Source organism: Rhodococcus jostii NBRC 16295, assembly GCF_001894825.1.
GTDB classification, from domain to species: domain Bacteria; phylum Actinomycetota; class Actinomycetes; order Mycobacteriales; family Mycobacteriaceae; genus Rhodococcus_F; species Rhodococcus_F jostii.
The window spans coordinates 1-26,786 of the sequence record NZ_BCWY01000107.1 but is presented as its reverse complement, the minus strand read 5'-3'; the positions used below and the strand labels follow the sequence as shown (position 1 = coordinate 26,786).

Genomic DNA, 26,786 nt, shown 5'->3' with positions numbered 1-26,786 from the left:
CGCCTCCGCCGACTACAAGACCCTGTTCCGCGAGTTCGGCTTCACCGCCGAAGCCGTCACCGCAGCCGCACAGCGCTCACTCGCACATGCCAAGCGCTCTCTGCACGCTCCGCCTCCGCCCACGAGCAGGTTCACCGCAGCTACCAGAGCGAACTGACTACGCACACAATGCCTAGCCATACACGAACCGGCAATCCGTATGCCCGCGAACAATTGCGGCGGACTGGCACCTTCACGCACGGTGCGATGGCCTCGGCGTAATAGCTCTCCGGCACCTCCCACTCACTACGCTCGATCAGCTCGGAGAAATCCCACTTCCGCAGCAACTTGCCGTCACGGAACACCGGCTGCAGGATGTTCGCCTCCGGCGAGATCGACTCCCGCGGCACCGTCCGATACTCACCCTGCGACAGTCGCAACCCGAGGCGGCCACGCTTGGACGCCTTCATCGCATCCCCGGTCGGCGCCTTCGCGATGCCCCGCCACTCACCATTCACACAAACCGCGGACGCCTTCTGCCCGAAGTTCATCGTGTCCCGGTTGCAGTGCTGCAACAGCCCGCCACCCATCCCGAAGATCGCGTTCTCCGCCGACAAACCGCGGCGCTCGAGCTCGGCATACACAAGTTCCAGCAGCAGTTGCGCCGCTTTGGGGCCATTGTCGACGAGCGGCCGCCGGACGGTCGTCAGGCCGGCGGCTCGCTCGCGTCGAGGGCGAGCAGGTCGGATGCCGCAACCACCGCCATCATCGGAACTCATTGGCAGGATGTGACGGCCGCCGGACCCTGCGCCTGACGATTTCCGCGAGATCCGCTGTTGGTCGACCTGTCCGCCGTTCGCGCGCGTGATCAGGACAGTGTGAATGCCTTGTACCCGGCCGCGACGTTTTCCTCCCAGTGATCGAAGTAGGAAGGAAGGCCGCCAGAGTAGTTGAGCATCTGACTCGGCTTACCGGGAATGTTTGCCCCGTGATACCAAGACTTGGCCCGCGGAAAGAGCGACATGTGGAAGACTTCCTCCACGTGCGCCGTCCATGATTGCTCTGCGTCCTCGCTGGTCTCGAACCGCTGGTATCCGCCGTCGCGAACGTGAGTCAGGAAGTCGACAACGATCTCTCCTTGCACCTCCGCGCAAGTGGGCCCATTGCAGAATCCGGCAGGGCTCTGCGGGCCGTACACGAACATCAGGTTGGGGAATCCTGCAGTGGCGAGTCCCATGAAGGTATCGAGTCGCTCGGACCACTTGTGGCTCAGGAGTTGATCATTGGTGCCTCGGATATCGATCGACGTGATGCCACCGCGGTTCGCGTCGAAACCTGTGGCGAACACCAGGATGTCGAACTCGCGTGGACCGGACTTGGTATGGACACCCGTCGGGGTGATCCGCTCGATCGGATCCTCGTTGACGTCGACGATGTCGACGTTTTCCTGGTTCACCACATCATAGAAGTTCTGCTCCAGCGAGGGTCGCTTCGTCCCGAACGGATGGGGCGGATCCTTCGGGGCAAGCTTCTCGGCCTTGACCGGATCGGTGACGCGCTGATGGACCTTGTTGCGCCAGAAGTCGTACATGGTGCGGTTCGCGTGTTCATCGAGCAAGATATCTTGGTAGTTGGCGAGCCATAGCTCGAAACCGCCGGTAGCCCACATCTTTTCGTAAGTGTCGGCTCGCTCCTCGTCCGAGACTTCGAACACGCTTTTCTGGATGAAGTCCATGTCGAATCCGGCAAACGACCTCCGGCGCTGGGCAAATCGCTCGGGAAGGTGTTCCTTCAGCTTCTCCTTGAGCTGGTCTGTCAACTGTTGCTGTCGCATCGGCAGCGCAAGGTTGGGCGTCCGCTGGAAGATGGTGATCTGTTCGGCGCCTGCGGCGGCCTCTTGGGTGACCTGAACGCCGCTCGACCCGGTGCCGATGATCCCCACACGTTTGCCGGCCATGTCCAGACCCTCTTGGGGCCACAATGCGGTGTGGTGAGATTCGCCGGCAAAGCTGTTGAGGCCGTTGATTCGGGGAATGTACGGCTTGGCGCCGAATCCAGTGCAGATCACCACAGTCCTGGCGCGCAGCGTCCGGCCCGTGTCGGTGCGCACTGTCCATTGGTTCCGCTCGCAATCGAAGTCGGCAGACGTCACCCGGGTACTGAAGATGATGTCTCGGGACAGATCGAGCTTGCGGTCGACGTAGGCGAAATAGTCGCGCACACCGGACCATGACGGGTAGAGCTCGTCGTAGCTCCAGTCCTTCCACAGGTCCTCGCGTGAGTACTGATAGATCTGCCCGGTACTGTCGGTTCGAGCACCCGGGTAGCAGTTCCAGTACCAGATGCCCCCCAGCGAGTCACCGGCTTCGACGACCTTCACCGAAAATCCGCGTGAACGAAGTTGATCGAGTTGATACAGACCCGCGAAGCCGCCTCCGATGACGAGGACGTCCAGGGCGCCGCTCGTCTCGTAGAGCTCCCTCGGATCGGTCGGTGTCGTGGTCATGCTGCCTCCTTGAGTGAAATGATTGGGACCTGTGTGGGGGCCGGTCGATGTGTGCCAGCCCGGCCGTTCGTATGACCGACATCACATACGCTAGGGCGGTTCGAGAACCTGGGACTGTCCGATATCGATCCACCGGACACCCGGAAGGCACCAGGCACACGTGCAAGTACGCCTCGCGGAGCAAACGGCCAACTCATCTGACGGCATCCACCATGCAACTGCAGCAACATCTTTGACCGGAACAATGGCCTGTAGCCCACCCGGACAGTCCCGCGCGGCATCGAGCAACAAGACTTCTTCGTACTGGCGCGGGCTCCTCCCGCGCCACCGTGGCGGCGATCGAGCGATGTCGCCATCCTCACCGTGAATGAAGCCGGTGTTGAGCTCACCGATGACGTTGTCCGGGGGAACCTGGACGTCCCCGGAGAACAGCTCCGCAGTATCTGGCTCGTCTTGACCGACCTTGTCGAGCATGCGGCCGGGGAACAAGCCTTTCATATGTGCTGTTCGAGGAACTCTGCAAGTTGAGCGTGGCGCTCGGCTGCTGTGTCGGCATCCAGCGGACGTCGTGGCACCGTACGTTGTCCACCTCACCGGTGAGGAGCAGAAACGGCGCTGGCTGCCGAGGTTATGCAGTGCAGTCGATCGGCCAGTTTCAGCACAATAAGATAAGTTCCGCCTCGCCGTCGAATACTCGGATCGAAGTCACCCGAGTATTCATCGATCAGTGTGTGAGTGCCCACATGGGCGCCGAGTTGACGCCGATTGACGCCGTTTGACGCCGCCAAGGCCAAGTTGTTTGCCTTGCACGTGCAGAACGAAGTAGATCGACCATTGCGTCCAACTCCACAGCGGCTACGGCTACATGACGGAGTACCGGGTGGCCCGCGCTTGGCGTGATGCCCGCGTCACCAAGATCGGGGCCGGATCCAAATGAGCTCATGAAGGAACTGATCGGCCGCGAACTCGGTTTGTGTTACGCGCTGGCCGAGTCCTGCAACGGACCGTCCGACAGGCTCCGCAACACCGGGAGGGATGTGGTCAGCGGTCTCATGGCCCGGTCATCGCGTAATTTCTCTGGGCCGAAAAGATCGTGGCCGTGGTCCCCACACCCCAGCACTGAGAAAGAGATCCGCAGGTGCGTCGCATCGCATGTAGAAGACGGTGACGATAACGGTGCCTTTTCTTCCTCCTGCGCGGCCGTCGTTCAGTTGGCCGGCCGCGACGGGGTGGCGATGATCTCGGCGGGCGCCCACAAATCAGCCTCGACCGCATGAGGGAAGCGCCGGGTTCGCGCGGCCATCGGCTGTTGGACTGCCCAGATCACAGCTGATCGGCCACCAGTGGGCTCGTCGAGTTCGAGCCCGCTGGTGGGACTTCGGCGGCCGGTAGCAGTGACGATGAATGGTGCTACCCGTATTCCGCGAGAGACATCACAGCCTATGCCTCAGCGGCACTACCGCTCTATCCAGTCGGTGCAGAAGTCAGGAAGGTCGGTTGATACGCGCCCCGCGAATTGGGGCTTCCTCTTCTCTCGGAATGCTTGGACACCTTCCCTACCATCTCCGATACTGGTGTAGAACATGGCGAGTGAATCGATGCGGTGAGCCTCGGCGGGGTGATCGACAAGCGCGTTGCGGTACATCATCTGCCGGGTCAGGGCGGTGGCGACACGCGATCGATCGCGAGTGAAGCGATGTGCCAGTGCAAGCGCGGCATCGAGAAGGTCGTCCGGCGAGTGGACCGAGCGAACCAGGCCGATCTCGGCCGCGTCGGCCGCGTCGAGGATGTCGGCGGAGTACACGAGGTCGAGCGCGGTATCGAGTCCGACGATCCTCGTCAGGAACCAGGTCGAGGCTGCTTCGGGTGTGATCCCGAGGCGGCCGAAGACAAACCCGTATCGTGCTGCGGTGGAGGCGAGGCGGGCGTCCATGGACAAGGTCAGGGTGGCGCCGATGCCCACGGCGGGGCCGTTGACGGCGGCGATCACGGGTTTGAGGCAGTCGAACACCGCAAGTGTGACCCGCCCGCCGGTGTCGCGGACGCCGCGCGCAATGACCGGGTCCTGCAAGTCACCCATATCGCGGAGGGTCGGCTCCAATGTCTCGTCGAGGCCGAACACGTTGCCGTCGGTCGTGAGATCCATACCGGCGCAAAACGCACGGCCCGCGCCGGTCACCACCACGGCGTTGACGTCGTCGTCGTCATTGACCGCCCGAAAGAGGTGCTCGAGCTCATCAGCCATGGTGATGGTGAAGGCGTTGAGCGACGCCGGTCGATTCAGCGTCACGATGAGCACGCCGTCGCGCAGCTCGAGGGAGATCGTCTCGTACTCGGCATCCACGGTGCGGATCATCGGACGGCACCCGTCAGTCGGGGAAGTCCGTTCACGATCAGATCATGGGCTTGCTTGACCGTGCTGGTCACGATCTCCTCGCAGGTGAGGATCTCGTCGATCAGCCCCTGTGATTGCCCGGCCCACCACAAGCCGGCGTCCACGTCACCGCCGGCCAGCACCTTCTGGCGGCCGCGCGCCCCGGAGGCAAGATCGGCGACGTCGTCGAATGTTGCGTTCGGAAGCGCGGCGATCTCGGAAATTCTCTCCGAGATGGAGTTGCGGGCAACGCGGGCGGTGTTGTTGAACTCTCGGAACACCAGTTGCGTGGATCGTTCGTCGTTGACGGTGATCTGGCGTTTGACGTTCTCGTGGACGGGCGCCTCTGTGCTGGCGACGAATCTGGTTCCCATGTTGATTGCGCTGGCCCCCAATGCCAGAGCCGCCGCCAGGCCGGCACCATCGGCGAATCCGCCGCTGGCGATGACGGGGATCGACAATTTGCGGGTAGCGGCAGGGATCAGGACGAGACCGGGGACGTCGTCGTTTCCGGGATGGCCGGCACATTCGAACCCGTCGACGCTGACCGCGTCGACTCCAAGCTGCTCCGCCTTCAGTGCGTGGCGCACGGAGACGGCCTTGTGGATTACCTTGATGCCGGCGGCGGCGAAGGCGTGCAGATGGGGAGCGGGGTTGCTACCCGCCGTTTCGACGACACCCACGCCGGAGTCGATGATGACGGCGCGGTAGTCCTCGTAGGGAACAGGTTTGAGGGTTGGCAGGATCGTCAGGTTGACACCGAAGGGTCGGTCGGTCATGGACCGACACCTTTCGATCTCCTCGGCCAAGGCTTCGGGTGTCGGCTGGGAGAGAGCGGAGAGGAATCCGAGAGCACCCGCGTTTGCGACGGCAGCGATGAGGTCGGCAGTGCCGACCGCAGTCATGCCGCCACAGACGACGGGATGCTCCACGTCGAAGATCCGTGTGAAGGAGGTAGTGAACACCCCGGGGCTCCTTGGTCAGTTGAAATGTGAGATCAACGCCGGACCCGCTGCGGGAGACGGTTCCGCCGCGGGATCCAGAGGGTCAGGGGCGGCCGGCGTGTGGTACGTCCACTTCGGTGGCGAGCATGCGCCCCAGCCGGGTTGCGGTGCGTTCGGTCTCGTCGAAATTCGGTGCGACGCACAAGAACAGGGTGCGCCCGTCGTCGCCGCCGAGCGCGACGGCGAACACCCCGTCGGGTGCGGTACTGACCTCGTCGAGGATTTCGCCGCCCTTGGCGATCCGCACCGCTCGGTTGTTCCCGGCATCGGCAATCCACACAGCGCCTTCGGCGTCCAGGGTCAGACCGTCGGGCACGATCGTGGCGGCCTCGAGTCGTGTGCCGACGTCGGGCTCGGCACCGAGGTCTCCGTAGCCGGCCCATTCGATTCGCTCGCCGAGCGTGCCGTCCGGGTGGATGTCGAATGCCGAGATCCGATTGCCGAACAATTCGTTGACCAGCAGGGTTGAACCATCGGGAGTGATGACCATGCCGTTGGGGAATGACAGTCCGTCGGCGACGATCGAGGCGCTTCCGTCGGTGTCGACGAGGACGACAGTTGTGTGCTCGTGTGGCGCCCCACCCATGAGGTCGAATCCGAAGTTGCCCACATAGGCCCTTCCCTGGGCGTCCACGACCATGTCGTTGGCGTGGCCACCGCATAGGTCATGGATGTCGGCATGCTCGACGAGTGTGCCGTCCGACTCTTGCCGCAGCACCTTGCGGTCCTTCATCGACACGATCAGCAGCCGCCCGTCCGGCAGCCAACCGAGCCCAGAGGGTTGGTACGGGATCGTCGCGACAAGTTCGATGCTGCCGTCGGCGTTCACAGCATTTACGGTGTGGGTGTAGAAGTCCGCAAACCACAGACGTCCGTCATGCCAGCGGGCACCCTCGAGGTACGAGTAGCCATCGACAATGGTTCGCAGCGTGTATTCGGTCATGGTTGTGCCCCTTTAGATTTGAAGTCGTTTCGGGCTCGGCATTTCAAACCCGCGGTTTCCACCACTGTCGTCGGCTGAGTGATCAAACGAATGTCCGAAAATGCAACACCACGTTGAGGCAAGGGCTGACTCGTTATCGGACACCTTGTGCCTGACGGGGGGTACAGGATCGGCCTATTACGTGGTCGCAGAGTTGGCATCCATCGAGGACCCGACTTGGAGCGATCTGATGAAAGGCGGTAGGACCGGTGGATGGGCTCATGATGAGCAGTCAATTGTCGGTGGCGAGGCTGCTGTGGCGCGCCGAGAACGTGAATGGCGCTCGGATCAACACGGCCTGGACTTCGGACGGGGTTCGCAATTTCACGTACCGGGACCTGGTATCCGACGTGAGGGATCTGGCCGGTGCGCTCGCATCGATCGGCGTGAAACGCGGGTCCCGAATCGCAACCATGGCGTGGAATACCCGTCAGCACCTGGCGGCCTACTTCGCGGTCCCAGCGCTCGGGGCCGTCCTACACACGGTAAATCACCGCATGCCGGTCGAACACATGGCCTATACGATCAACCATGTTTCAGATGAGGTCCTGATCGTCGACGAGGATCTCCTCCCGTCGGTAGAGGCGATGCGTGGCCGGATTCCCACGGTTCGTCACCTCATCGTTGTGGGCGAACCCGGTGCGATCGATGACTTCGACCAGGTCATTCCCTATGACCGGTTCGTTTCACGTGCATCCACCCACGGGTCCTTCCAGGAGGTCGACGAAAACACTGCGGCGTCGATCTGCTTCACCTCGGGAACGACCGGGTCGCCCAAGGGCGTCGTCTACAGCCACCGGAGCATCGTGCTCCACGCCATGGCGATCAGCACCAAGGGCGGAGTCGAGATCGACGCGGAGCGGGCCTACCTGCTCGCCACCCAAATGTCGCACGTCAACGGCTGGGGTGTCCCCTACGCGGCGGCGCTCCAGGGCGCACGTCTGGTGCTGCCCGGACCGCACCCCACACCCGAGCGGTTCCTGGACTTGATCCATGGCGAACGGCCCGACACCTTCGTCGGCTCACCGACGGTCGCCGCCCTGATGCGCGACGAGCACCTACGCCGAAACTGTGGCTACGACCTCTCGGAGCTGAAGACGATGTGGCTCGGAGGGCAGGTGCCGCCGGTCGCGCTGGCGCGGTGGTGGGCCGAGCAAGGCGCCCGCGTCGTAAATGGATGGGGCATGACCGAAACATCTCCGATGGGCACGTTCTCCCCCGGCGGCTCGATGCAGGGCCGGCCACTGCCGTTGTTCGAGCTCCGCGTCGTGGACGAAACCGGCTCACCGCAACACTGGGATGGTCAGACCGTCGGCGAACTGGAAGTACGTTCCCCGTGGGTCGCCCGGGAATACCTGGACGATCCACGAACGCCGGACAGCTTTCGAGACGGCTGGCTGCGCACCGGCGATGTGGCGACCGTTCACCCAGATGCCGGCCTGCAGATCAAAGACCGCGAAAAGGACCTCGTCAAGAGCGGCGGGGAATGGATCTCCTCGGTGGACCTCGAGAATGCGCTCATGCTTCATCCTGCCGTCTCGGAGGCCGCCGTCATCGCCATACCGGACGACACATGGCAGGAACGCCCCCTCGCGTGGCTCCGGCTGGACGCCGACGTGACCGACGAGGAGCTCCGGACGTTCCTGGCGACAACACTCCCCCGATTCTGGCTGCCCGATCGTTTCGTGAGAGTCGATGAGATCCCCAAGACTGCAATGGGCAAGATCGACAAAGCCGACATCAGACGACAACATCGGGAAAACACAGGTCGGCCCACATCGACAGACCAGGCGAGCACAGTCTCCGATGGTCGCGACCACAACGTTGCAGTCATTCCCACCAGGTCCGGTACAGCGAGCAGACTGTAGCAAAACGGGACACACCCAAAGATGTGAGCCAGGTTACATTACGAGGAGGGTCAGCTCGGAAAATCCCCTGACCAGTTATGTAAGGTGGCTATGAGTATCGACAAGGCAAGCCGCGAGCCATGGAACGAACGTGAACGATTCTGGACATCAGCGCCATCACGAGAGAGCCAGGAGTTGAACACCCTCCGGCCCGAGATCGAGGCGTCATGGCGGCGGTGTGAAGTTATCGGCGTCTCGTCCGGCGACGGCGACCTTCCCTACACGCCGGACGTGGATCGCGACAGCCGGTTGAGGAGAGCCGCCGATCCCGTGATCGACAACCTCGTCCTGCACCTGCAGGACGCCCCCGCGACCATCCTGCTGGCCGATTCCGCCGCTCAGATCGTCGACCGCAGGGCGGGCGACGCAGGGTTGCGAGCGCGTTTGGACCGCGCCTACGTCGCACCCGGTTTCCGCTATGCCGAGGAGGACACCGGCACCAACGGGATCGGCACCGCGTTGGAGGAGCGACGACCGTTCCAAGTCAGCGGGGGTGAGCACTTCCGTGAGGCGCTGCAAAGCCTGGCGTGCGTCGGTGTTCCTATCATCCATCCGATCACCCGCACCGTGGAGGGGATACTCGACATCACCTCCAACCTGTCGGACTCCAACGCGCTGATGGGCGCCCTGGCGCAATCAGCCGTTCGCGAGATTCAGTCGCGCCTCTACGCCGAGTCCTCCGATCGCGAGCAACTGCTTCTCCAGTCCTTCCTGCAGGCCTCTCGACGCGGCTCCTCTGCAGTGGTGTCCTTGAATCAGGACGTCATCATGACCACTCCGATGGCCGCGCAGATCATCGACACGTCCGACCAGGCGCTCCTGTGGGATTGGGCATGCCGAATGCTGGCCGGCCGCGACGAATACATCGGGGAAGTCAGGCTCGCCGACAACGTCACGGTTTCCGCGGCTGCACGAAGAGTCGGAGACTCCCGTACGCCGGCGGGCATCATCATCGAGATGCGGCAGCATCCCCGCGATACGAAGAAGTCGTCCGCCCGTCAATTGGCGTCGGCCTCCCCCGTCGCAAGACGCACGGAGACTGTCAAGATCCCCGGCCGCAGTTTGTCGACGAAACGGCTGCAGACCGAACTCGAGCGGCTCGCCTCGATCGACGCACCTGTGCTCGTCACCGGAGAACCCGGCGCCGGCAAGTTCTTTGCCGCGAGCGCCCTCCACCGGATGCGGGATGCCGACGGCCATTTCACCGTGTTCGACGCTGGTACCGCCTCCGTCGACCCCACCGCGTGGATTGCCGGACTGGTCAATTGGAACAAGGTCGACGGAGCCCTCATCATCCGGCATCTCGATCTGCTGCCGGAACAACTGGTCTCCAACGTCTGCGCGGTCCTCAGTGAGGCCGTCGACCATCGCGCCCACATCATTGCCACCGCCGGCGAAGGGGTCCGTCGAGGCCCCGCCGGACGACTGTGCGATCACTTCATGCGCCGCATCGAGATCGATCCACTGCGACTTCGGTCCGAAGATGTCGCCGACATCAGTGTCGCCCTACTACGTAAGCACGCCCCGGACCGCAACGGCCTGCGACTACAACCCACTGCTTTGCAACTGCTGGTCGCGCGGGACTGGCCGGGAAATGTCAGAGAGCTCGAATCGGTCCTGGCGTCCTCGCTCCTGCGGTCGATGGGCTCCGACATCGGAGTGCAGCATCTGCCCGACGGATACCGCGACGGTGATCTACGCCGCCGAAATGCCTCGACCTCACTCGAATTGGCGGAGCGTGACGCGTTGCTCAGGGCACTCGTCGAGACCGACGGCAACAAACTGCTGGCTGCGCAACGCCTGGGGGTAGCTCGCTCCACCCTCTACCGCAAGATGCGCGCCCTGGGAATCGACGGAAGCCGGTTCCTTCCGCAGTAGTGCCAGTCGATGACGGGACCGTGCCGATCGAGACAGAGCGTCAGTCACCGGCTCGCGCCCAGACCTCGAGCATGCGCCTGGCAATCGAGACTGCGCCGGGCAACAACACGCGCGCATCCGCCGAGCTCGTCCAATCCCCGGCAGCCAGAGCCTCCCGCACCTCCGCGCGGGTGCACCAGAGAGCGTCGCCGATCTCGCCATCCCTGAAGACGAGCTCGTCGCGAGGGTCGGCGGTGGCATGGAATCCGACCATGAGGGAGCGCGGGAAGGGCCAGGGCTGACTTCCGACGTAGACCACGTCGGAGACAGCGAGACCGACCTCCTCCGCAACTTCCCGTGCCACACAGCTTTCCAGAGACTCGCCCGCCTCGACGAAGCCCGCCAGCGTCGAGAAGTTCCGTGCCGACCAGTTCGCCTGACGCGCCAGCAGTACTCGCTCTGCCCCGTCGTGCACCAGACAAATGATCGCGGGATCGGTACGCGGATATTCCTCCCGGCCGCACGCCGTGCACACGCGCATCCAACCACCCGAGGTGATCGTTGTCGGCGCCCCATCCCGCGCGCAGAAATGGGCGTCGTCCTGCCACGTCAGCAATGCCAACGCTGTGACATACCGGTCGGCGTCAGCAGCATCGAGGAGTGCTCCGTGTGAGCGCAGGTCACCGACCTCGACCTCGGGTCCCGCTGAGGAATTGTCAGCGAGGAACTCGTCCCGCACCGCCCACTCGTGAACCGTGCCACAGACGCCGAGCAGCACGGCGCGCGCGGGAGGCTCGGAGTAGAGGTCGGCGGCCGGTTCCAGCATCAGTTGTCTGTCGACAAGCCGGACCTGACCGCGACCGTTCACGCGAAGTATTCGGGCATCCGGCCACGCCTCCACCCACGCCGCCGCGTCGTCACGCACCGAGACGGGACGGCTCAGGGCACCACGTGACGGGGCCTGCCCGGTGTGTTCGACACTCACCACTGGATCACAACTTTCGGAAACGAGCGACACTGTCGACCGGACCGTCGTTCGACGAACGACGGTCCCGTCGCGCCTATCGCGAGGCGAATTCGATCTGAACGGACGAATACGATTCGGCCATCACCGAAATGAATTCCTGGACCAGGCGCACATGATCGGGATGTGCCAGGTAGGTGCGAAAGTCGGGAACGTCTTCGAAGGTCGCGGAGATTGCGTAATCGCCGCTACCGGGCTTGAGGGCCAGATCCCTTCCGTAACGGTATTCCACGACCTCCGGAATCTTCTCCGAGACCGCGCTCAGAGCTTCGTGAAAGGACTGAATGTGCTCGTCACTGACGTCCTGCTTCCATTTGAACGTCACAACGTGATTCAACATGGTGAGAATCCTCCCTGGATTCGTGATTCGAACGTGGCACGGCCGGAACCCGGGATGCGTTCCCGGTCAGATCAGTACAGAGATTGCTCCGACAACGCCACCGTCTCCGGAGCGTTCTCCACCATGGGGTAGTGCCCGGTTTTGCCCCGAACGGTCTTCAGGTTCCCGTTCTTCAACGCCGCCAACGTGTCCCCGAGGTACTCGGCGGTGACGAACGGGTCGCTCTCACCCACGATCAGGGTGGTAGGCCCTTCGTAGGTGCCCATCCGGTCGAGGAAGTCGGGACTGGTCCAGTTCTTCAGGTAGGACTCCCAGGTTGCCTGGTCCATCGTCGAGCGGTTGCGGTCGACGAGGTTCTTCAGATCTGTCTCGTCGATGTATGGTGCCAGTGCGCCACGGATGGCTGCACCCGGGTCTGCCCAGGCCCCGGCGAAGGAACCGTAGGTCGCCTCGTCGAGAGGGGTACCTGCCGGGGAGACGGGCGTCAGTGCTACGACCGAGGTCACACGTTCAGGTGCGAGGGTCGCCACCCGAAGCGCTGTGGTGCCCCCCATCGAATGTCCGAGAACGGAAAAGGTCGACCACCCGAGCTGATCGGCGGCGTCGAGGGCGACCACGGCCATCCCGTCGATTCCGTCGGCCGGTGCTTCGGGACGGTTGACCCCGTATCCCGGAAAGTCGAGGTACGCGTAGGTGAAGCGGGACTGATCCGTCCGGGCGCGGGCGGTGAGCCATACGCTGCTGTCCAGCGCCCAGCCGTGCAACACCAAGGTCCGATGGTCACCGCTTCCTTCGATCGCTGCAATCGCGCTCACTGCCGTTCCTCTCTGTCCGCGACGCTGAAATTCCAGCCGTCTGTTGATCACTCCGAATCAAACTAGAACCGCAGGGCGTCGGCGTGTCCGATTGTGAAACACACGCCCGTGACACCCGGGGGCGCGGATGCGTGTGTGATTTTCGGACACTCCCCGCGCCGAACGCACCCATAGTGTGGCTCCACCTGCCGGCTGAGCAGACTTGCTCATGACATGAAGGAGAACACCATGGCACTCGATCCTGCGGTCAAGAATTTGATAGACACTTTGAACGAGCAGGGGCTGAAGTCGTTCGAGCAGATGAGCATTGCTGAAGTCCGTGGGGTCGTCGAGTCCTTCAGCGGCCTCCAGGCACCGAAGGCGGACGTCGCTCGTGTCGTCGACACGGTCTACCCCGGCCCCGGTGGCGACCAGGCAGTGCGTCTCTACATCCCGGAGTCCGAAACACCTCTGCCGATCGTGGTGTACATCCACGGCGGTGGCTGGGTCGCCGGCAGCCTCGACGTCACCGAGCAGCCATGTCGCGCGCTCGCCGCAGATGCGAAAGTCATCGTGGCTGCACTGAGTTACCGGCTGGCTCCCGAGCACAAGTTTCCTGCCGCACCCGAAGATGCGTTCGCCGCACTGAACTGGGTCGTCGAGCACGCAGCCGACTTCGGTGGCGACGGCACGCGCGTAGCCGTCATGGGTGACAGCGCCGGAGGCAACCTGGCCGCGGTCACAGCCCTCCGGGCACGCGACACCGGCGCCCCGGCACTGCGCGCTCAGGTATTGATCTATCCGGTCATCGACGGCACGGCACGATTCCCGTCGCGCGAGGAGAACGCCGAGGGGTACTTGGTCACCACGGCAGCCATCGACTGGTTCTGGGAGCAGTACCTGGCCACCCCGGAAGACGCCGAGAATCCGTACGCCTCCCCGGCCAAGGCCGCGGATCTGGCGGGGCTTCCCTCCACCCTGCTGTTGCTCAACGAATACGAGGTCACTCGGGACGAGGGCGTGGACTACGGCCGGAGGTTGGCCGACCAGGGCGTCCCCGTGCAGGTCGAACTGTATGAAGGCCTTGTCCATGCCGTGTACTGGATGACCGGTGCCATTCCGCGCAGCGCTGAACTGCACGGTGCCGTCGTCGAATTCCTCGGCAAGCAGTTCGCCGGCTGACCACGGTGTCCCGGGTCGGCTGCATTACAGTCGTACACTGCGATCGGACCAACTCCGGGCACCTTGCTCCAAGAGGGCGACCAGCCTGTCGCGCTCCTTCGTGATCACGGTATGTGGTGCGATGACACCGACGGCGGCGACGGTCTTGCCGTTCTCACGAACCGCGACCGAGACACCGTCGCCGTCGGTCGACTCGTTGGGGGAGGCGCAGATTCCGGTCTGTTCGATCTCCGGTAGGGCAGCGAAGAACCGCTCGACAGTGTCGCGATCCTCGTCGGGCAGAGTCTGGATGTACGCCCAGAGGTCACGCTTCTCCATCCCGGCAAGCAGTATCCAGCCGCCGGAGGTACGGATGAGCGATCGCCTCACGTAGTTCTCGGCGAGGTACGCGAACCGTGGGTCGGAAGAGCAGTAGTCGACGTAGAAGATGTTCGGACCGACGGCGATCGACAGCACGGTCGTCAAGCCGGAACTCGCGTGGACGTCTTCGAGGTCGGTGTGCGTGACCGTCGAGACGGGCTGCCGCCCAGCCAGGCGGTTGAGTAGATACGGGGCACTGCCGAGTGAGTACCGTCGCTCGTGCTCCTCGAGATAACCCGTCGCAACGAGGCCGTTGACGAGACCTTGCGTCGAACTAATCGGCGCGTCGAGCTCTTTGGCCATCCCGCTCAAGGTGAGTCCGGTGCGGGATCGGGCTACGAGCTCAAGAATCGCAGCAATGCGGTCCACGGTTCGATGGCGACTGCGGCCTCGAACATTGAGGGCGTCATCTGGTTGCATCACGGCACATTCTCCCTACGGGCACTGCTCCATCCGAGCGGTCACCACCCACTCTATCTTACTTATATCTGTAATCAACTCCTTTATTGCGGATAACTGCTCAGGCTGACATAGTCCTTGAAGTGCTTCCTGTCGCAGCGAAAGAGGTTTCAGTGGAACTCACACCCGGCGCTCTTCATGGTCTGCGCGTCATCGATCTGACGACCGTGATCATGGGCCCCTTCGCCACCGCAACCCTCGCCGACATGGGCGCAGACGTCATCAAGGTCGAGAGTCTCGACGGTGACATGAGCCGAGATGTAGGTGCCCGCCGCCATGACGGTATGAGCGCTCTGACACTCAACCTTCAGCGCAACAAGCGCAGCATCGCGATCGACCTCGCCTCCGCGGAAGGCCGCGAGATCCTCGACGATCTGGTGCGCAACGCGGATGTGTTGGTGACGAATCTACGGCCGCGCTCCCGGCAGAAGTTGGGCATCACCTATGAGCGGCTCTCGGAGAACAATCCGGGACTGATCCTCTGCACCGCACAGGCGTACGGCTCCGAGACCGCCTTCCGGGACTACCCCGCCTACGACGACATCGTGCAAGCCGCGTCCGGGGCCGCGAAACTCACGGAACTCATCGACGGAGAACCTCGTTATGCCCCATACGTCATCGCCGACAAGGTCGTCGGGCTCTACATCGTCATCGCCGTCCTCGCCGCCGCGATGGAGAAGAACCGTACCGGCCTCGGCCAGGAGGTCGACGTGCCGATGGTCGACGCGATGATCGGCTTCAACCTCGTCGAGCACTTCGGTGGCCACACCTTCGTCCCCGCGGAAGAGAACTTCGGATGGGCGCGCGTGCTGACACCGGAACGAGTCCCGCACCAGACGGCCGACGGCTGGATCTGCATCATGCCGTACTCGGCGAAGAACTGGAACGACTTCTTCATCATCGCCGGCCGCGCCGATCTGGTGAACAACCCCCGCTACGCCTCGGTGAACGACCGCCACACCCACATGGGCGAACTTCTCTCGGCGATCCGTGAGGCCGTCCCGAGCCGGACCACGCGGGAATGGTTGGACTTGTGTCAGACACAGGGAATTCCCGCGTCCGACCTACTCGATCTTGCCCACGCACACGAGAACGCCTACGTCCTGGACCAGGGATTGATCACCAAGCGTGAACACCCCACCGAAGGCGAGTATTACGCCACCCGCACTCCGTTCGCGATGTCGCGCACACCGATTTCGTTCAGCCGACACGCTCCCCTGCTCGGTGAGGACACCTTCACGATCCTCGAAGATCTCGGTTACTCCGCCGACCGCGTCCATGCGCTGGCCGATGCATCCGTCGTGACGGCGACGTCGCCTCAGGCCACCTCCTCCTGAATGGAAGAACCATCATGACCAACCTCAGATTGGTGCCCCCGGTCTCCAGCGACCCACACGCCATGGACGACTTGCGGACCGAAGTCCGTGAGTTTCTTGCCGAGCAACTCAGTGAAGGCAAGATCGGCCGACAGGTCGACTCCTGGTTGACCGGCTGGGACGAAGACTTCACACGTGCATTGGCCGCCCGCGGATGGCTCGGCATGACCGTGCCGGCCGAGTACGGCGGCCACGGTCGCCGCCACCGCGAACGGTTCGTCGTCACCGAAGAGTTGCTCGCCGCTGGCGCCCCCGTCGCCGCCCACTGGATCGCCGACCGGCAGATCGTCCCGTCGCTGCTGAAGTACGGCACCGAGGTCCAGAAGCACAAGTTCTTGCCGGCGATCACGCGCGGAGAATGCTATTTCGGTATCGGTATGAGCGAGCCGGATTCCGGGTCCGACTTGGCAAGTGTGCGCACAAAGGCCACCCGAGTGGACGGAGGGTGGTCCATTACCGGAGTCAAGGTCTGGACCTCCGGTGCTCATCGCGCTGACGCGTTCATCTGCCTTGCCCGCACCGCCCCACTCGATCCGGCACATCGACACGATGGCCTCAGCCAGTTCATCGTCGATCTGCACGCCCCCGGAGTCGACATCCGGCCGATCGTGTCGATGAACGGGCAGCACCACTTCAACGAGGTCCTCCTCGACGAGGTCCTCGTCGAGGACGAGATGGTCTTCGGCACCATCGACAACGGGTGGCAGCAGGTCACCTCGGAACTCAGCTTCGAACGCAGCGGCCCGGAGCGATTCCTGTCGACGTTCGTCCTGCTCGCGAAGACCGCCGAACAGATGAAGCAGGGAACCTTGCCGCGGCATTCGAATCTGGGCCGGTATTTCGGACGGATCGCCGGTCTGCACCAGATGTCGACCGCAGTGGCGGGCGCACTCGAGCGCCACGAACCCGCCGACACCGCCGCAGCCGTGGTCAAGGTCCTCGGGACGTCCACCGAAGGCGACATAGCCGACTTCGCCGACCTCCTCACCGATGAATCTTCGGCTACTCAATACGCCTCGATGCTCGAGGACGCCATCGTCCAACGCCCGGGATTTACTCTGCGGGGCGGCACCAACGAAGTTCTGCGCGGCGTGATCGCGCGGGGATTGGGGATGCGCTGATGCACGCACCAACCACGGTCGACGCGGACCTCACCGACATGATGTCCGCGGTCTTTTCCGCTCACCGGGAACGGAACCGGCCCGAGAACGGTATGGCCACGTGCGATCCCTCCCTGTGGGCACGCCTCGACGAACTGGGTCTTGTCCGGCTGACCGGCCGCGAAGAGACCGGCGGCAGCGGCGCAGGCTGGTACGAGGCCGCGGAACTGTTGCGCACCGCGGCATCGCACGGGGTCCGGGTTCCTCTCGCGGAACACGACCTGCTCGCCGGTTGGCTCCTCGAAGAAGCCGGCCTACCGATGGACGATGCGCGCCTCACCGCATGCGTACTCGACGAGCAAGGCGTCGCCCGCGGCGTGCCGTGGGCGTCCCAGGCAGACAAGATCGTCACGGTCTGGCGGAAGAACGACACGTACGTCGTCGCCGACCTCGAGACAACACTTTTCGACATCACCTCCGGGTCCAACCTCGCCGACGAACCCCGCGACATCGTTTCCGCCGACACGATCGCATTGTCGGGCACCCCAGTGTCGGACTCGGTGATCCGACAACTCTTTCTGCGGGGCGCCCTCATCCGAGCGCTGCAGGTGTGTGCCGCCCTCGACCGCATCCTCGATCTCTCCGTCGCCCACACCACCGAGCGAGTGCAATTCGGACGCCCACTGGCCAGATTTCAATCCGTGCAGAACGTGGTGGCTGACATGGCAGCCGAAGCTTCCCTCGCCCGAACAGCGACCGAAGCAGCACTGACGGAAGCGGTCCGCACGCAGTGGTCGAGTGAGAACCTCGAACTCCTCATTGCCGTCGCCCGGTCGTGTGCTGGACACGCGGCATCGGTCGTCGTCCGTAACGCCCACCAGGTGCACGGTGCGATCGGCACCACCCGCGAGCACAGGCTGCACGAATTCACCAAACCCGCCCTGGCGTGGCGCTCGGAATTCGGATCCGTCCACTACTGGGACGACACCTTGACTACCGCCGCTCTCGAAGCAGGTTGCGAGAATATCTGGGGCCTCATCACCCGCTGAAGTGCCCAGTCGCCACCAGAAGGGGCACCAGTTTCGCGAGCAGACCTGAAAAAAGAACTCCGTGGAAGCATCCAATTCGCCTCCACGGAGTTCTTCGGTTTCTCGGGCACGTCACTCGCCGGTGAAGGCGGCAGTTCTCTTCTCCATGAAGGCGTTGACTGCCTCCGTGTGATCGGTCGTCTGCTGAACCAGCGCCTGCATGGCAGCGGATAATTCGAGGAGACTGTCGAGGCTTTGGTGCTGTCCCTCGCGGAGGAGCCTCTTGGCCATCCGTACCGAGTGTGGCGGATTGGCGGCCACCCGGCCGGCGAGCGCACGAGCTTCGTCGAGCAGCTTCTCCGGCGCAACGACACTGGAGACCAATCCCCACTCGAGTGCCTTGATCGCGTCGACACGGTCGCCCGTCAAGATCATCTCTGCCGCCCGCGCCATCCCGACGGCCTTGGGCAGCAGCCACGCGCCACCGTCACCCGGGATGATTCCGAGCTTGACGAAGCTCTCTGCAAAGAATGCCCTTCCGCTGGCAATGCGGAGGTCGCACATGAGGGCGAGGTCGCATCCGGCACCGATTGCAGGGCCGTTCACTGCTGCGATGAGAGGCACGTCGCAGTTGTACATGATCCGCGGAATCCGTTGTATCCCAGCTCTGTAGCCATCCCGTTGTTCGTGAGGCTTCCCCCCGAACAATCCGCGACGATTCGCCATGTCCTTGACGTTGCCGCCGGCGGAAAACGTCGAACCGGCACCGGTGACGATGACAGCTCGCACACCGTAGTCGGCGTTCACGGCCTCCACGCAGGCGACCAATGCGTCGACTACCTCCATCCCGGAAATAGGATTGCTCTGCGCCGGTCGATTAATCGTCCATGTCTCGATGAACCCATCGCGTTGGACGAGGACTGGACTATCCATGGGTGTATCTCCCCTAACTTCACTGCGGATCGATCGTTCGACTGATGCCCGACCGGCACGCGAACGAACTCGGCGACGGCGGTCCAGACCCGTGTAGACCGCCGCCGACGAGCACCTTCACCTCTTGCCGCCGAGAGCCTTCGCGTTCATACGCACGCGGCGCGGGCGGAGTTCAGGCGAGGCCCAACTTGGGTCGCAGCCACTGGGCAATCCGGCTCAACGCTTGATCCGCCTCGGGCGCCCGCCCCGCGTTGAAGTGAAATACATGCTGTTGCTCATCGACCACGTCGAGCACGACCTCGCCACTCACCTTCTCGATCAATTCGGCCAACCGACGTGAGTCGTCCAGCAGCGTCTCATGGCCTCCGACCGATACGTACACCGGAGGGAAGTCGGTGTAGCCGTTGAGCAGTGGGTTCGCGCGCGGGTCCGTTGCATCTGCGGGTTCGGAGAGGAACATCTCCCGCATCATTTCCAGAACCGCCCTCTTGGCCAATACGTCGACCGCGTCGTTCGATTCGACCGTCAACCCCTTGATCTCCATATCGAGCCACGGCGAAAGCGTGACGACGGCAGCAGGAGTGGGTAGTTCCAGGCTCGCGAGTTCGAACGCTGTCGAGATCGCGAGATTGGCACCCGCCGAGTCGCCGACAGTCGCCGTGTTCTCCGCCTTGTAACCTTGCGTGCGGAGCCACTTGTGGACGGCCATGCAGTCTTCGAGTTGGGCCGGGTGCTTGTGCTCCGGCGCGAGCCGATAGTCCACGATCAGAGCGTGAACACCCGCCAGTTTGGCGAGGTGTGCCGCGAGCTTGCGGTGTGAGAACCGTGAACCTGTCACGAACCCGCCACCGTGGGTGAAGACGATCACGCGGTCCTCGGCGGCCCCCAAGGGCTTCGCCCATGTTGCCGACACACCGTTGGCTGTCACTTCCTCATAGGTGACGTCGATGGGTTCGATGGTCGGAAGATGCCACTCTTCGAACATGTCTCGCTGACTGGCGAGGTCCATTCCTTCGGACCGGATAAGCCACGAAGCGTACAGGTCATTGAGGAACAGGGATTCTTTGCTCACGGACATGTGTTGCTCACTTTCATCACTGCTCGAGGGAGGAAAATCGACTGTTCAGGAAAGCGTGAAGCCCTTGTATCCCGCACACACGGTCTCGTCCCACTTGGCCAGGTAGAGGGGAAGGCCACCGGGGTAGTTCAGCAACTGCCGCGGCTTACCCGGGACGTTGGCACCCATGTACCAGGAGTCGGCTTTGTCATAGAGCGCCTCGGCCGTCAGCTCGGCGACGTGATCGGACCAGGCAGCATCCGCGTCCGGCTCGGATTCGATACGGTTCAATCCGTTGTCCCGCATGTAGTCGATGGTGTTGACGATGAGGTCACCTTGGATCTCGGCGCAGCTGGGCCCGTTGCAGAAGCCCGACGGGCTCAGTGGTCCGTAGAGGAACAGCAGGTTGGGGAATCCTGCCGTTGCGACCCCGAGGTTTGCCCGCACACCGTTCGACCACTTGTCCCGGAGCAATGTTCCGTCGGTGCCGCGAATGTCGATGGCAGTCAGGCCACCGGTGACGGCATCGAAGCCCGTTGCATAGACGATGATGTCGAACTCGTGCTCTTCCGATGTGGTCTTCAGCCCGGTGGGCGTGATCGTCTCGATCGGGTCCTCGTGCAGATCGACGAGACGCACGTTGTCCTGGTTGAAGATGTCGTAGTACGTCTGCTCCAGCGAGGGGCGCTTTACGCCGAAGGGGTACGCCTTCTTCATCGGCGCCAGCTTCTCGGCGATGACCGGGTCCTTGATCCGGGCACGCGTCCGGTCACGCCAGAACTCGTAGGCTGTGTCGTTTGCGTCATCGTCGACGAAGACGTCTTGGTACGTTCCGAGCCAGAACTCGAAACCACACTCCCACAGTCGCTCATAAGTGGTGGTTCGCTCCTCGTCGCTCACCGCGAGGGCTGACTTGGGAATGAAGTCGAAGTCGAAGCCGGAGAATGACGCCGAACGACGACGGAATCTGTCCGCCAGATCGGACTTGATCTTCGCGTTGTCCTCATCGGTGAGCTGGCGCTGTCGCATCGGGAGCGCCTGAACGGGGGTGCGCTGAAAGATGGTCAGCTGTGCGGCTTCCTTCGACGCCTCCTGAGCGACCTGCACACCGCTGGCCCCGGTACCGATGATGGCGATTCGCTTTCCTGCGAAATCGATTCCGCCTTCCGGCCACAGACCGGTGTGGTGGTTGATCCCTGCGAAGCTGTCCATTCCCGGGAGCTTCGGGAAGATCGGCTTTGCCGCGAATCCGGTGCACAGAACGAAGTACTTGCAGACGAAAATGGTTCCGCTCTCTGCGATCACGGTCCAGGTGTTCGCCGCATCGTCGAACTCCGCGGAAGCAACGCGGGTGTTGTAGTAGATGTCCTTGCTCAGATCGAGCTTCGCGTCGACGTACTTGAAGTAGCGGCGCAGTTCATCACCTCCGGGGTAGAGCTCGGAGAACGCGAAGTCATCCCATAGGTCGGGGCGCGCGAACTGGTAGATGGGACCTTCACTGTCCACTCGGGCACCCGGATAGCGGTTCCAGTGCCAGATTCCGCCCAGGTCCTCACCCGCCTCGACTACTTTCACCGAGTACCCTCGACTCCGCAAATGTTCGAGCTGATACAGCCCGGCGAATCCTGCTCCTACAACGAGTACGTCGAGTACTTCGGTCACGGCTGGTGCGGTAGCGCTCATTGTTGTCTCCTCTTGATGCCAAGGGTTGCTTGCGGTTTGTTGATTGCGCTCGGTGTCGCAGACTGTGATGAGCTGAATTCTTGACAGCTCGTCCGGCGTGGCCTCTAGGTCCAGCGGACATACGCGGTCTTGGTGGTTGTGAAGAAGGTACGTGCGGCCTTGCCCTGTTCTCTGCTCATGCTGCTCGAGCCTTTGAGGCCACCGAACGGCACATGTGGCTCGACACTGCTCGTCTCGCGATTGACATGCACCAACCCCGATTGAGTGCGCCGGATGAAGGTCATCGCGGTCGCGACGTCTCTGGTGAACACTCCAGAGGACAGGCCGTAGTCCGTGTCGTTCGCGGCCTTCAGTGCACCGTCGAATCCATCGACTTCCTGCACGGTCACGACTGGCCCGAAGATCTCCTCCCGGACGAGCCTGCTCCTCTCCGACACTCCAGCCAGAACGGTGGGGCCGATATAGCAAGTGTCGGAATCGAACTCCCTGCCCGTAAGGAACTCGGCGTTCTCGTCGCGGGCGAGTCGCAGGTATCCGGCCACCGTGTCACGTTGCTCCACCGAGGCAAGTGGTCCGATGTCGGTGGCTTCGTCGTACGGATCACCGACGACGAGTGCGTCGGCGTGCTTCACCAGCAGTTCTCGTAGTGTGGGAGCGATGGTGCGGTCCACGTAGACCCGGCTCGTCGCTGTGCAGCGCTGTCCCGTGTGGAGCATCGCGCTCTTCACGATCTGCAGGGCTGCATCCTCGACATCGGCGTCGGCGAGCACAATGGACGGGTTCTTGCCGCCCAGCTCGAGCTGGACCTTGACGTTGCGATCGGCGACGGCCTGACGTAGTCGCGACCCGACTGCACCCGAACCGGTGAAGGTCAAGGCTGCGAGTCGCGCGTTCCCCGTGAGTGCCGCCGAAAGCTTTCTACCGCTGCCTGTCACCAGATTGAGGACCCCGGCGGGCAACCCGGCTTCTGCGAGGATCCGGGTCAGGAACACTGCGGATCCGCAGGCCGGTTCGGCGGGCTTCCACACAACTGCGTTCCCGAAACCTATTGCCGCCGCAATTTTCCATGCCGGAAGCGCGAAGGGAAAGTTCCACGGTGTGATTGCACAGACGACGCCGAGCGGCTCCTCTACCGTCATCAGCATCGTGTGTGAATCAGCACTGGGATACGTCTCTCCACTGGGCTGGAGGATCTCACCGGCGTAGTAGCGGAGAATGGCGACACTTCGCAGGACCTCGGCGCGTGCGTCGCGGATCGCCTTCCCCATGTCCGCGGTGATCGTCAGGGCAGCGTCGTGAACGCGGTTTTCCAAAAGGTCAGCGGCAGAACGAAGAAAGTCGGACCGCTGAATCGCTGTCGTCTCGGACCACGCTGGTTGAGCACCGGCGGCGGCCGCATACCCAGCCTCGACATTGCCGGGAGTCGCCGAAGCGTAGATTCCCGTCACACGGCGGAGATCTGCGGGATCTACACGCTCGAAAGTGTCGGTGGCGGTGCTCCATCGACCTGCGATGTACAACGTTCTCCCGTCAGCGATCGACGACGACAATGCTGGGTGGTCCAAGCTCATGGACATCTTTGTTCCCCGATCTGTGTAGGCGCAGAAATGGTGGGAAGTTCACCACTCGGCGCGGAGATGAATTGTCTAATCCCCCGTCCGCGCAACGCGGCAGGTATGCCAGTACGAAAATCTTCTCGGCAGTTCTGTAGTCCGTACTTCCACCGCGGGCGGGTCGATGTCGGACTTTCCGTGCTCAGTGCAGTAGAGCGACCGCAGTCGAAGCAGCTGGAAACAGATCACTCTCCTGTCCCAAAAAACGTGCACTCAGCACTCTTTGAAGAGTCACAGGCATCAGACTCGCTGCTGCCTGGCGCTTTCGGCCGACACCCGGACTGGCGTCGTCCGTCCAGCGACTCGGCCTTGTCGACACCCGCTCTCCGTTCGCAAATATACTGCGGCGCAAGGAGACATCGATCGTTGCGAGGGCTATAGCTAGTAGGCCGTCCAACGCCCCGGCCACCTGACAACCCGATTCGGCAATGACTACCCCAAGTGACCTGGAACACCTTGCAGGGCAAGCATGACACCCAAACTCAGAAAACACAATAGGAGATAAATTTACGTATATAAGCAATCTGCGCTTGCGCCGAGGAGGAAGGTGCGACAAACCTGGCGGGATCGAGGAGGTAGCGGCACAGATGGTCGATCTCGCCGTCCGATCCTGGAGTCGATGGCAGGCGGGCGCCGAATATCCTTGTCCAACACTAGGACTAACTCAAGCAATCGCTGAGTTCCACACTGATTTTCCGGTGAATGGTCGAATCACACTCCACGGCATAGACGAGCGATCTCGCCGGCACACCCGCGCTCCACTCACGACCTACGTAACATACTCATGCGACAGCCGAGGGCCAATCTGCGTTGCCCGCAAAGACTTCGAAACCCAGCCTTCGTAAGCAGGCATGACCGTCGCCCCGGTCCCGACGTCATTTGTTGAGCGAGAAGGGTACGGGGTTGGCAGCTGTGACTGTGGCTGGAACTACAGCACAGCTCGAGAGCGTTGGTAGAATCACATCTTTCGCGCCGCACAGATGCGCGGCGAACAAGGCTGTGACAGTGAGAATCCCCTTCATGGGGAAAGACGGAACTTTACTGCCACGGCTTGAACTCACTGTTCAAAGTTTTCCACCGATCCGGAACTGGGTGCTCGACATCGTCGGCCTGTACTGGCATCCACCGACAACGCAATCGTGCTGTGCGTGGACGAAGAAGTCGCAGATTCGAGCCCTGGGCCGGACCGCGCCGATGCTGTCGATGCGGATCGGCTCGCCCGGCCAGCGCACCCACGACTACGCCCGACACGGCACCTCCACCCTGGGGTACCTCGCTGGACGTAGTCCTTGGGGGAGTCGCCGCCCTGGACATCGCCACCGGCAGGGTCACCGGGCTGCGCAAACCGCGACATCGCCATCAGGAGTTCCTTCTCTTCCTCAAACCCCCCGCCCGCGCCTGCCCGGAGCGGGAGCTGCATCTGGTGATGGACAACTACGCCACCCACAAGAGCCGAAGTCCGGGCGTGGCTGGCCGAGAATCCTCGTATCATGTGCATTTCGCGCCCACCTCGGCATCATGGATGAACCTGGTGGAGGTGTGGTCGGAATGATCGAACGGCAGGCCATCCACCGCGGACCTGCGGCTCCGTCAAGGAGCTGACCACCAAGTCCGCGCCTTCATCAACGGATGGAACACCCGCTGCGCGCCGTTCGTCTGGACCAACACCGCCGACCAAGCACATACCAAGGCAAACCGTAAAGATACTTCAACAACGAGCCACCAGGGACTGAGCGTGCCGCATTGGCGTTAGATGCCGACGAGAGGGCCTATGACTGGATTCCATTGGTAAATGTGCTGCTCTACGACCACACCATGCTTGACGTAAGGATCCTCCGCAAGCAGAGAACGCAAGTTGTCTTCGCTGACCGCTTGGAAGACCAGTAGGGCTCCGGCGCCGTCGGCCCAGGCGCCGGCCTCCTGCAGCACGCCTCTGGCAGCGGCATCCTTGACGAAAGTCAGGTGTTCGGCATGCGCAGCCTCTTTGACCGAGGCATCGGTGGTATACGACCAGATCACAGCGAACAAGGCCATGGTTACTCCTCAAGCGGGGGAATAGGACATGAAACGGCTCCGAACATGCACATCGAGTGCGCACCTGAGAAGGTTAAAAGCACGGATGAGGTGACTCGTGTCCTATTTCGCAACACTGGTTGCTCCATGAAGATGATGTATGAAACGGAATCGGATCTGACCAGCGTGTCGTGACCCAATGAAGGCGGCCATCGCATGACCCTCCGAGAGACCTACCAAAGTCACTCGAGGAAGGACCACGCGATGGCCACTGCCCACGTTATCGACCTGCACCGAACCCGACCTACCGCCTCACCGACGCCAGCCCTGTCTGCTGCGGATTTTGTTGTCCACGTTCATCGACGCGGGCGAGGTCACTACCAAACGCGGCCGGATCAGTGAGCGGGTCGATCACCTTTCGACCAGTGCCAGAACGTCCACCGCCAGCCGTGGGTGAGAATCAACGGAATCGGGTCAGGTCCGCGGCCGAGCTTGCGCAAGAAGTGCACCGGAACACCGGCGACACGCACCTGATAGTGCTCGTGGGCGTTGATGGCGGCCTCGGCCTGGCGCCAGTCGTAGCCATCCCCCCAGTAGGCGACCAGCTCACGGAGATAGCTGTCCGGGACGCCTAGGACCAGTCCCCCTTCCCTCGTCCAGCGGCGGACGAGTCGGTGTGAGACGGGCGCGCAGGTCATCGAGGACCTCGTCGGACACATGGATCGCAGTGGGCTCCCAAGGAAAGGCCTGCCGGGGATAGTCACGGCATGGATTCCTTTACTGGGTGAGGGAAGCGGTGCCGTCCGCCCTGTTGGCCGCGACTCGACCACCTTGGCACCGGCCGGCGGTGAGCAGATTATGTCGCTCGGGAGTGTGGGGAATGCGGCCCAGCTGTTTGAGCAAACCAGTTCCTCCCCATGGCGTCCCAGCCGATCAGCAGGTAGCGCCGGGCGATCCCGGGCCCCGAAGGTAGTCGATCAGAGTGTCGAGGACGGCCTCGAGATCCTCGACACTGCCCGTCGACCGCAGGACCTGCACCCCACCCTGAATTCCCGCGATGAACGCGGACGCGGTGCGCGGGGCATCGAGTTCCGCCCGGATCTGCCCTGCCGCCTGCATCGCCTCGATCCCGGCCACGACGTGGGTTCGCCACTGTGCCAGCAGTGTTCGGACCACTTCGGAGGCCCCCGGCGTTCCGCCCGCCTGGGCCAGCAG

Annotated in this window: 23 protein-coding genes and 1 pseudogene; 8 read left to right on the top strand and 16 right to left on the bottom strand. The window is 62.8% G+C overall.

Annotated features, from left to right (window positions below):
* Positions 1-140: 140 nt before the first annotated feature.
* Both RJ1_RS48310 and RJ1_RS38890 read right to left on the bottom strand, forming a co-directional pair.
* Positions 141-758, bottom strand: a complete 618-nt coding sequence (locus tag RJ1_RS48310) for a hypothetical protein (RefSeq protein ID WP_240319654.1) — start codon at positions 756-758, stop codon at positions 141-143.
* An 89-nt stretch (positions 759-847) separates the two neighbouring features.
* On the bottom strand, positions 848-2,485 hold the full coding sequence (locus tag RJ1_RS38890) for a flavin-containing monooxygenase (RefSeq protein WP_073368853.1): 1,638 nt from the start codon (positions 2,483-2,485) through the stop codon (positions 848-850).
* 638 nt (positions 2,486-3,123) lie between these two features.
* Here RJ1_RS38890 and RJ1_RS48300 point away from each other — a divergent pair.
* A pseudogene (locus tag RJ1_RS48300) lies at positions 3,124-3,459 on the top strand (acyl-CoA dehydrogenase family protein); the annotation flags it as partial.
* 482 nt (positions 3,460-3,941) lie between these two features.
* Here RJ1_RS48300 and RJ1_RS38875 read toward each other — a convergent pair.
* From RJ1_RS38875 to RJ1_RS38865, 3 genes are all read right to left on the bottom strand, one after another.
* Positions 3,942-4,841: a crotonase/enoyl-CoA hydratase family protein gene (locus tag RJ1_RS38875; RefSeq protein ID WP_073368849.1), complete on the bottom strand. Its 900-nt coding sequence runs from the start codon at positions 4,839-4,841 to the stop codon at positions 3,942-3,944.
* Positions 4,838-5,824 (bottom strand): NAD(P)H-dependent flavin oxidoreductase, encoded by a 987-nt coding sequence (locus RJ1_RS38870; RefSeq protein WP_073368847.1) that lies wholly within the window; start codon positions 5,822-5,824, stop codon positions 4,838-4,840. The genes RJ1_RS38875 and RJ1_RS38870 overlap by 4 nt, the downstream gene beginning before the upstream one ends.
* An 82-nt stretch (positions 5,825-5,906) precedes the next feature.
* Positions 5,907-6,806, bottom strand: a complete 900-nt coding sequence (locus RJ1_RS38865; protein WP_073368845.1) for an SMP-30/gluconolactonase/LRE family protein — start codon at positions 6,804-6,806, stop codon at positions 5,907-5,909.
* 260 nt (positions 6,807-7,066) lie between these two features.
* Between RJ1_RS38865 and RJ1_RS38860 the strand changes: the two genes are divergently transcribed.
* Both RJ1_RS38860 and RJ1_RS38855 read left to right on the top strand, forming a co-directional pair.
* Positions 7,067-8,713: a long-chain fatty acid--CoA ligase gene (locus tag RJ1_RS38860; protein ID WP_073368843.1), complete on the top strand. Its 1,647-nt coding sequence runs from the start codon at positions 7,067-7,069 to the stop codon at positions 8,711-8,713.
* Positions 8,714-8,803: 90 nt separating this feature from the next.
* Positions 8,804-10,630 carry a sigma-54-dependent Fis family transcriptional regulator gene (locus RJ1_RS38855; protein ID WP_240319655.1) on the top strand — a complete coding sequence of 609 codons (1,827 nt, stop codon included), beginning with the start codon at positions 8,804-8,806 and terminating at the stop codon, positions 10,628-10,630.
* Between the two features lie 40 nt (positions 10,631-10,670).
* On the opposite strand, the gene nudC is transcribed toward RJ1_RS38855, so the two are convergent.
* The 3 genes from nudC to RJ1_RS38840 form a co-directional block, all read right to left on the bottom strand.
* Positions 10,671-11,597 (bottom strand): NAD(+) diphosphatase, encoded by a 927-nt coding sequence (gene nudC, locus RJ1_RS38850; RefSeq protein ID WP_073368841.1) that lies wholly within the window; start codon positions 11,595-11,597, stop codon positions 10,671-10,673.
* 73 nt (positions 11,598-11,670) lie between these two features.
* Positions 11,671-11,973 (bottom strand): Dabb family protein, encoded by a 303-nt coding sequence (locus tag RJ1_RS38845; protein ID WP_058037497.1) that lies wholly within the window; start codon positions 11,971-11,973, stop codon positions 11,671-11,673.
* A 71-nt stretch (positions 11,974-12,044) separates the two neighbouring features.
* Positions 12,045-12,788, bottom strand: a complete 744-nt coding sequence (locus RJ1_RS38840) for an alpha/beta fold hydrolase (RefSeq protein ID WP_073368839.1) — start codon at positions 12,786-12,788, stop codon at positions 12,045-12,047.
* A gap of 228 nt (positions 12,789-13,016) precedes the next feature.
* Between RJ1_RS38840 and lipP1 the strand changes: the two genes are divergently transcribed.
* Entirely contained in the window at positions 13,017-13,949 is a 933-nt protein-coding gene (gene lipP1, locus RJ1_RS38835) for a LipP1 family hormone-sensitive lipase (RefSeq protein ID WP_073368855.1), read from the top strand.
* 24 nt (positions 13,950-13,973) lie between these two features.
* On the opposite strand, the gene RJ1_RS38830 is transcribed toward lipP1, so the two are convergent.
* Positions 13,974-14,729: an IclR family transcriptional regulator gene (locus RJ1_RS38830; RefSeq protein WP_073368837.1), complete on the bottom strand. Its 756-nt coding sequence runs from the start codon at positions 14,727-14,729 to the stop codon at positions 13,974-13,976.
* 152 nt (positions 14,730-14,881) lie between these two features.
* Between RJ1_RS38830 and RJ1_RS38825 the strand changes: the two genes are divergently transcribed.
* Genes RJ1_RS38825 through RJ1_RS38815 form a run of 3 tightly spaced genes read left to right on the top strand, consistent with a single transcriptional unit; the run spans position 14,882 to position 18,293 of the window.
* Entirely contained in the window at positions 14,882-16,105 is a 1,224-nt protein-coding gene (locus RJ1_RS38825) for a CaiB/BaiF CoA transferase family protein (protein ID WP_073368835.1), read from the top strand.
* Positions 16,106-16,119: 14 nt separating this feature from the next.
* Complete coding sequence (locus tag RJ1_RS38820; RefSeq protein WP_073368833.1) at positions 16,120-17,265, top strand: acyl-CoA dehydrogenase family protein; 1,146 nt, start codon at positions 16,120-16,122, stop codon at positions 17,263-17,265.
* On the top strand, positions 17,265-18,293 hold the full coding sequence (locus RJ1_RS38815) for an acyl-CoA dehydrogenase family protein (protein ID WP_073368831.1): 1,029 nt from the start codon (positions 17,265-17,267) through the stop codon (positions 18,291-18,293). Before RJ1_RS38820 ends, RJ1_RS38815 begins: the two co-directional genes overlap by 1 nt.
* A 111-nt stretch (positions 18,294-18,404) precedes the next feature.
* Here RJ1_RS38815 and RJ1_RS38810 read toward each other — a convergent pair whose 3' ends face one another.
* The 4 genes from RJ1_RS38810 to RJ1_RS38795 all read right to left on the bottom strand — a co-directional run bounded on the left by RJ1_RS38810 (position 18,405) and on the right by RJ1_RS38795 (position 23,522).
* Entirely contained in the window at positions 18,405-19,205 is an 801-nt protein-coding gene (locus RJ1_RS38810; protein ID WP_073368829.1) for a crotonase/enoyl-CoA hydratase family protein, read from the bottom strand.
* A gap of 172 nt (positions 19,206-19,377) precedes the next feature.
* Entirely contained in the window at positions 19,378-20,283 is a 906-nt protein-coding gene (locus tag RJ1_RS38805) for an alpha/beta hydrolase (protein WP_073368827.1), read from the bottom strand.
* Positions 20,284-20,328: 45 nt separating this feature from the next.
* Positions 20,329-21,945 carry a flavin-containing monooxygenase gene (locus RJ1_RS38800; RefSeq protein WP_073368825.1) on the bottom strand — a complete coding sequence of 539 codons (1,617 nt, stop codon included), beginning with the start codon at positions 21,943-21,945 and terminating at the stop codon, positions 20,329-20,331.
* Positions 21,946-22,049: 104 nt separating this feature from the next.
* A complete protein-coding gene (locus RJ1_RS38795; RefSeq protein ID WP_073368823.1) occupies positions 22,050-23,522 on the bottom strand; it encodes an aldehyde dehydrogenase family protein in 1,473 nt (490 codons plus the stop codon).
* Between the two features lie 1,180 nt (positions 23,523-24,702).
* On the opposite strand from RJ1_RS38795, the gene RJ1_RS49090 reads away from it, so the two are divergent.
* Positions 24,703-25,110, top strand: a complete 408-nt coding sequence (locus RJ1_RS49090) for a transposase (protein WP_162850308.1) — start codon at positions 24,703-24,705, stop codon at positions 25,108-25,110.
* A 197-nt stretch (positions 25,111-25,307) separates the two neighbouring features.
* On the opposite strand, the gene RJ1_RS38785 is transcribed toward RJ1_RS49090, so the two are convergent.
* From RJ1_RS38785 to RJ1_RS38775, 3 genes are all read right to left on the bottom strand, one after another.
* Positions 25,308-25,592, bottom strand: coding sequence for a YciI family protein (locus tag RJ1_RS38785; protein WP_073368821.1), 285 nt, complete (start codon positions 25,590-25,592; stop codon positions 25,308-25,310).
* Between the two features lie 374 nt (positions 25,593-25,966).
* Complete coding sequence (locus RJ1_RS38780) at positions 25,967-26,269, bottom strand: epoxide hydrolase N-terminal domain-containing protein (RefSeq protein WP_205415348.1); 303 nt, start codon at positions 26,267-26,269, stop codon at positions 25,967-25,969.
* Between the two features lie 235 nt (positions 26,270-26,504).
* A partial coding sequence (locus RJ1_RS38775; protein ID WP_439958221.1) for a TetR family transcriptional regulator C-terminal domain-containing protein occupies positions 26,505-26,786 on the bottom strand: 282 nt, incomplete at its 5' end.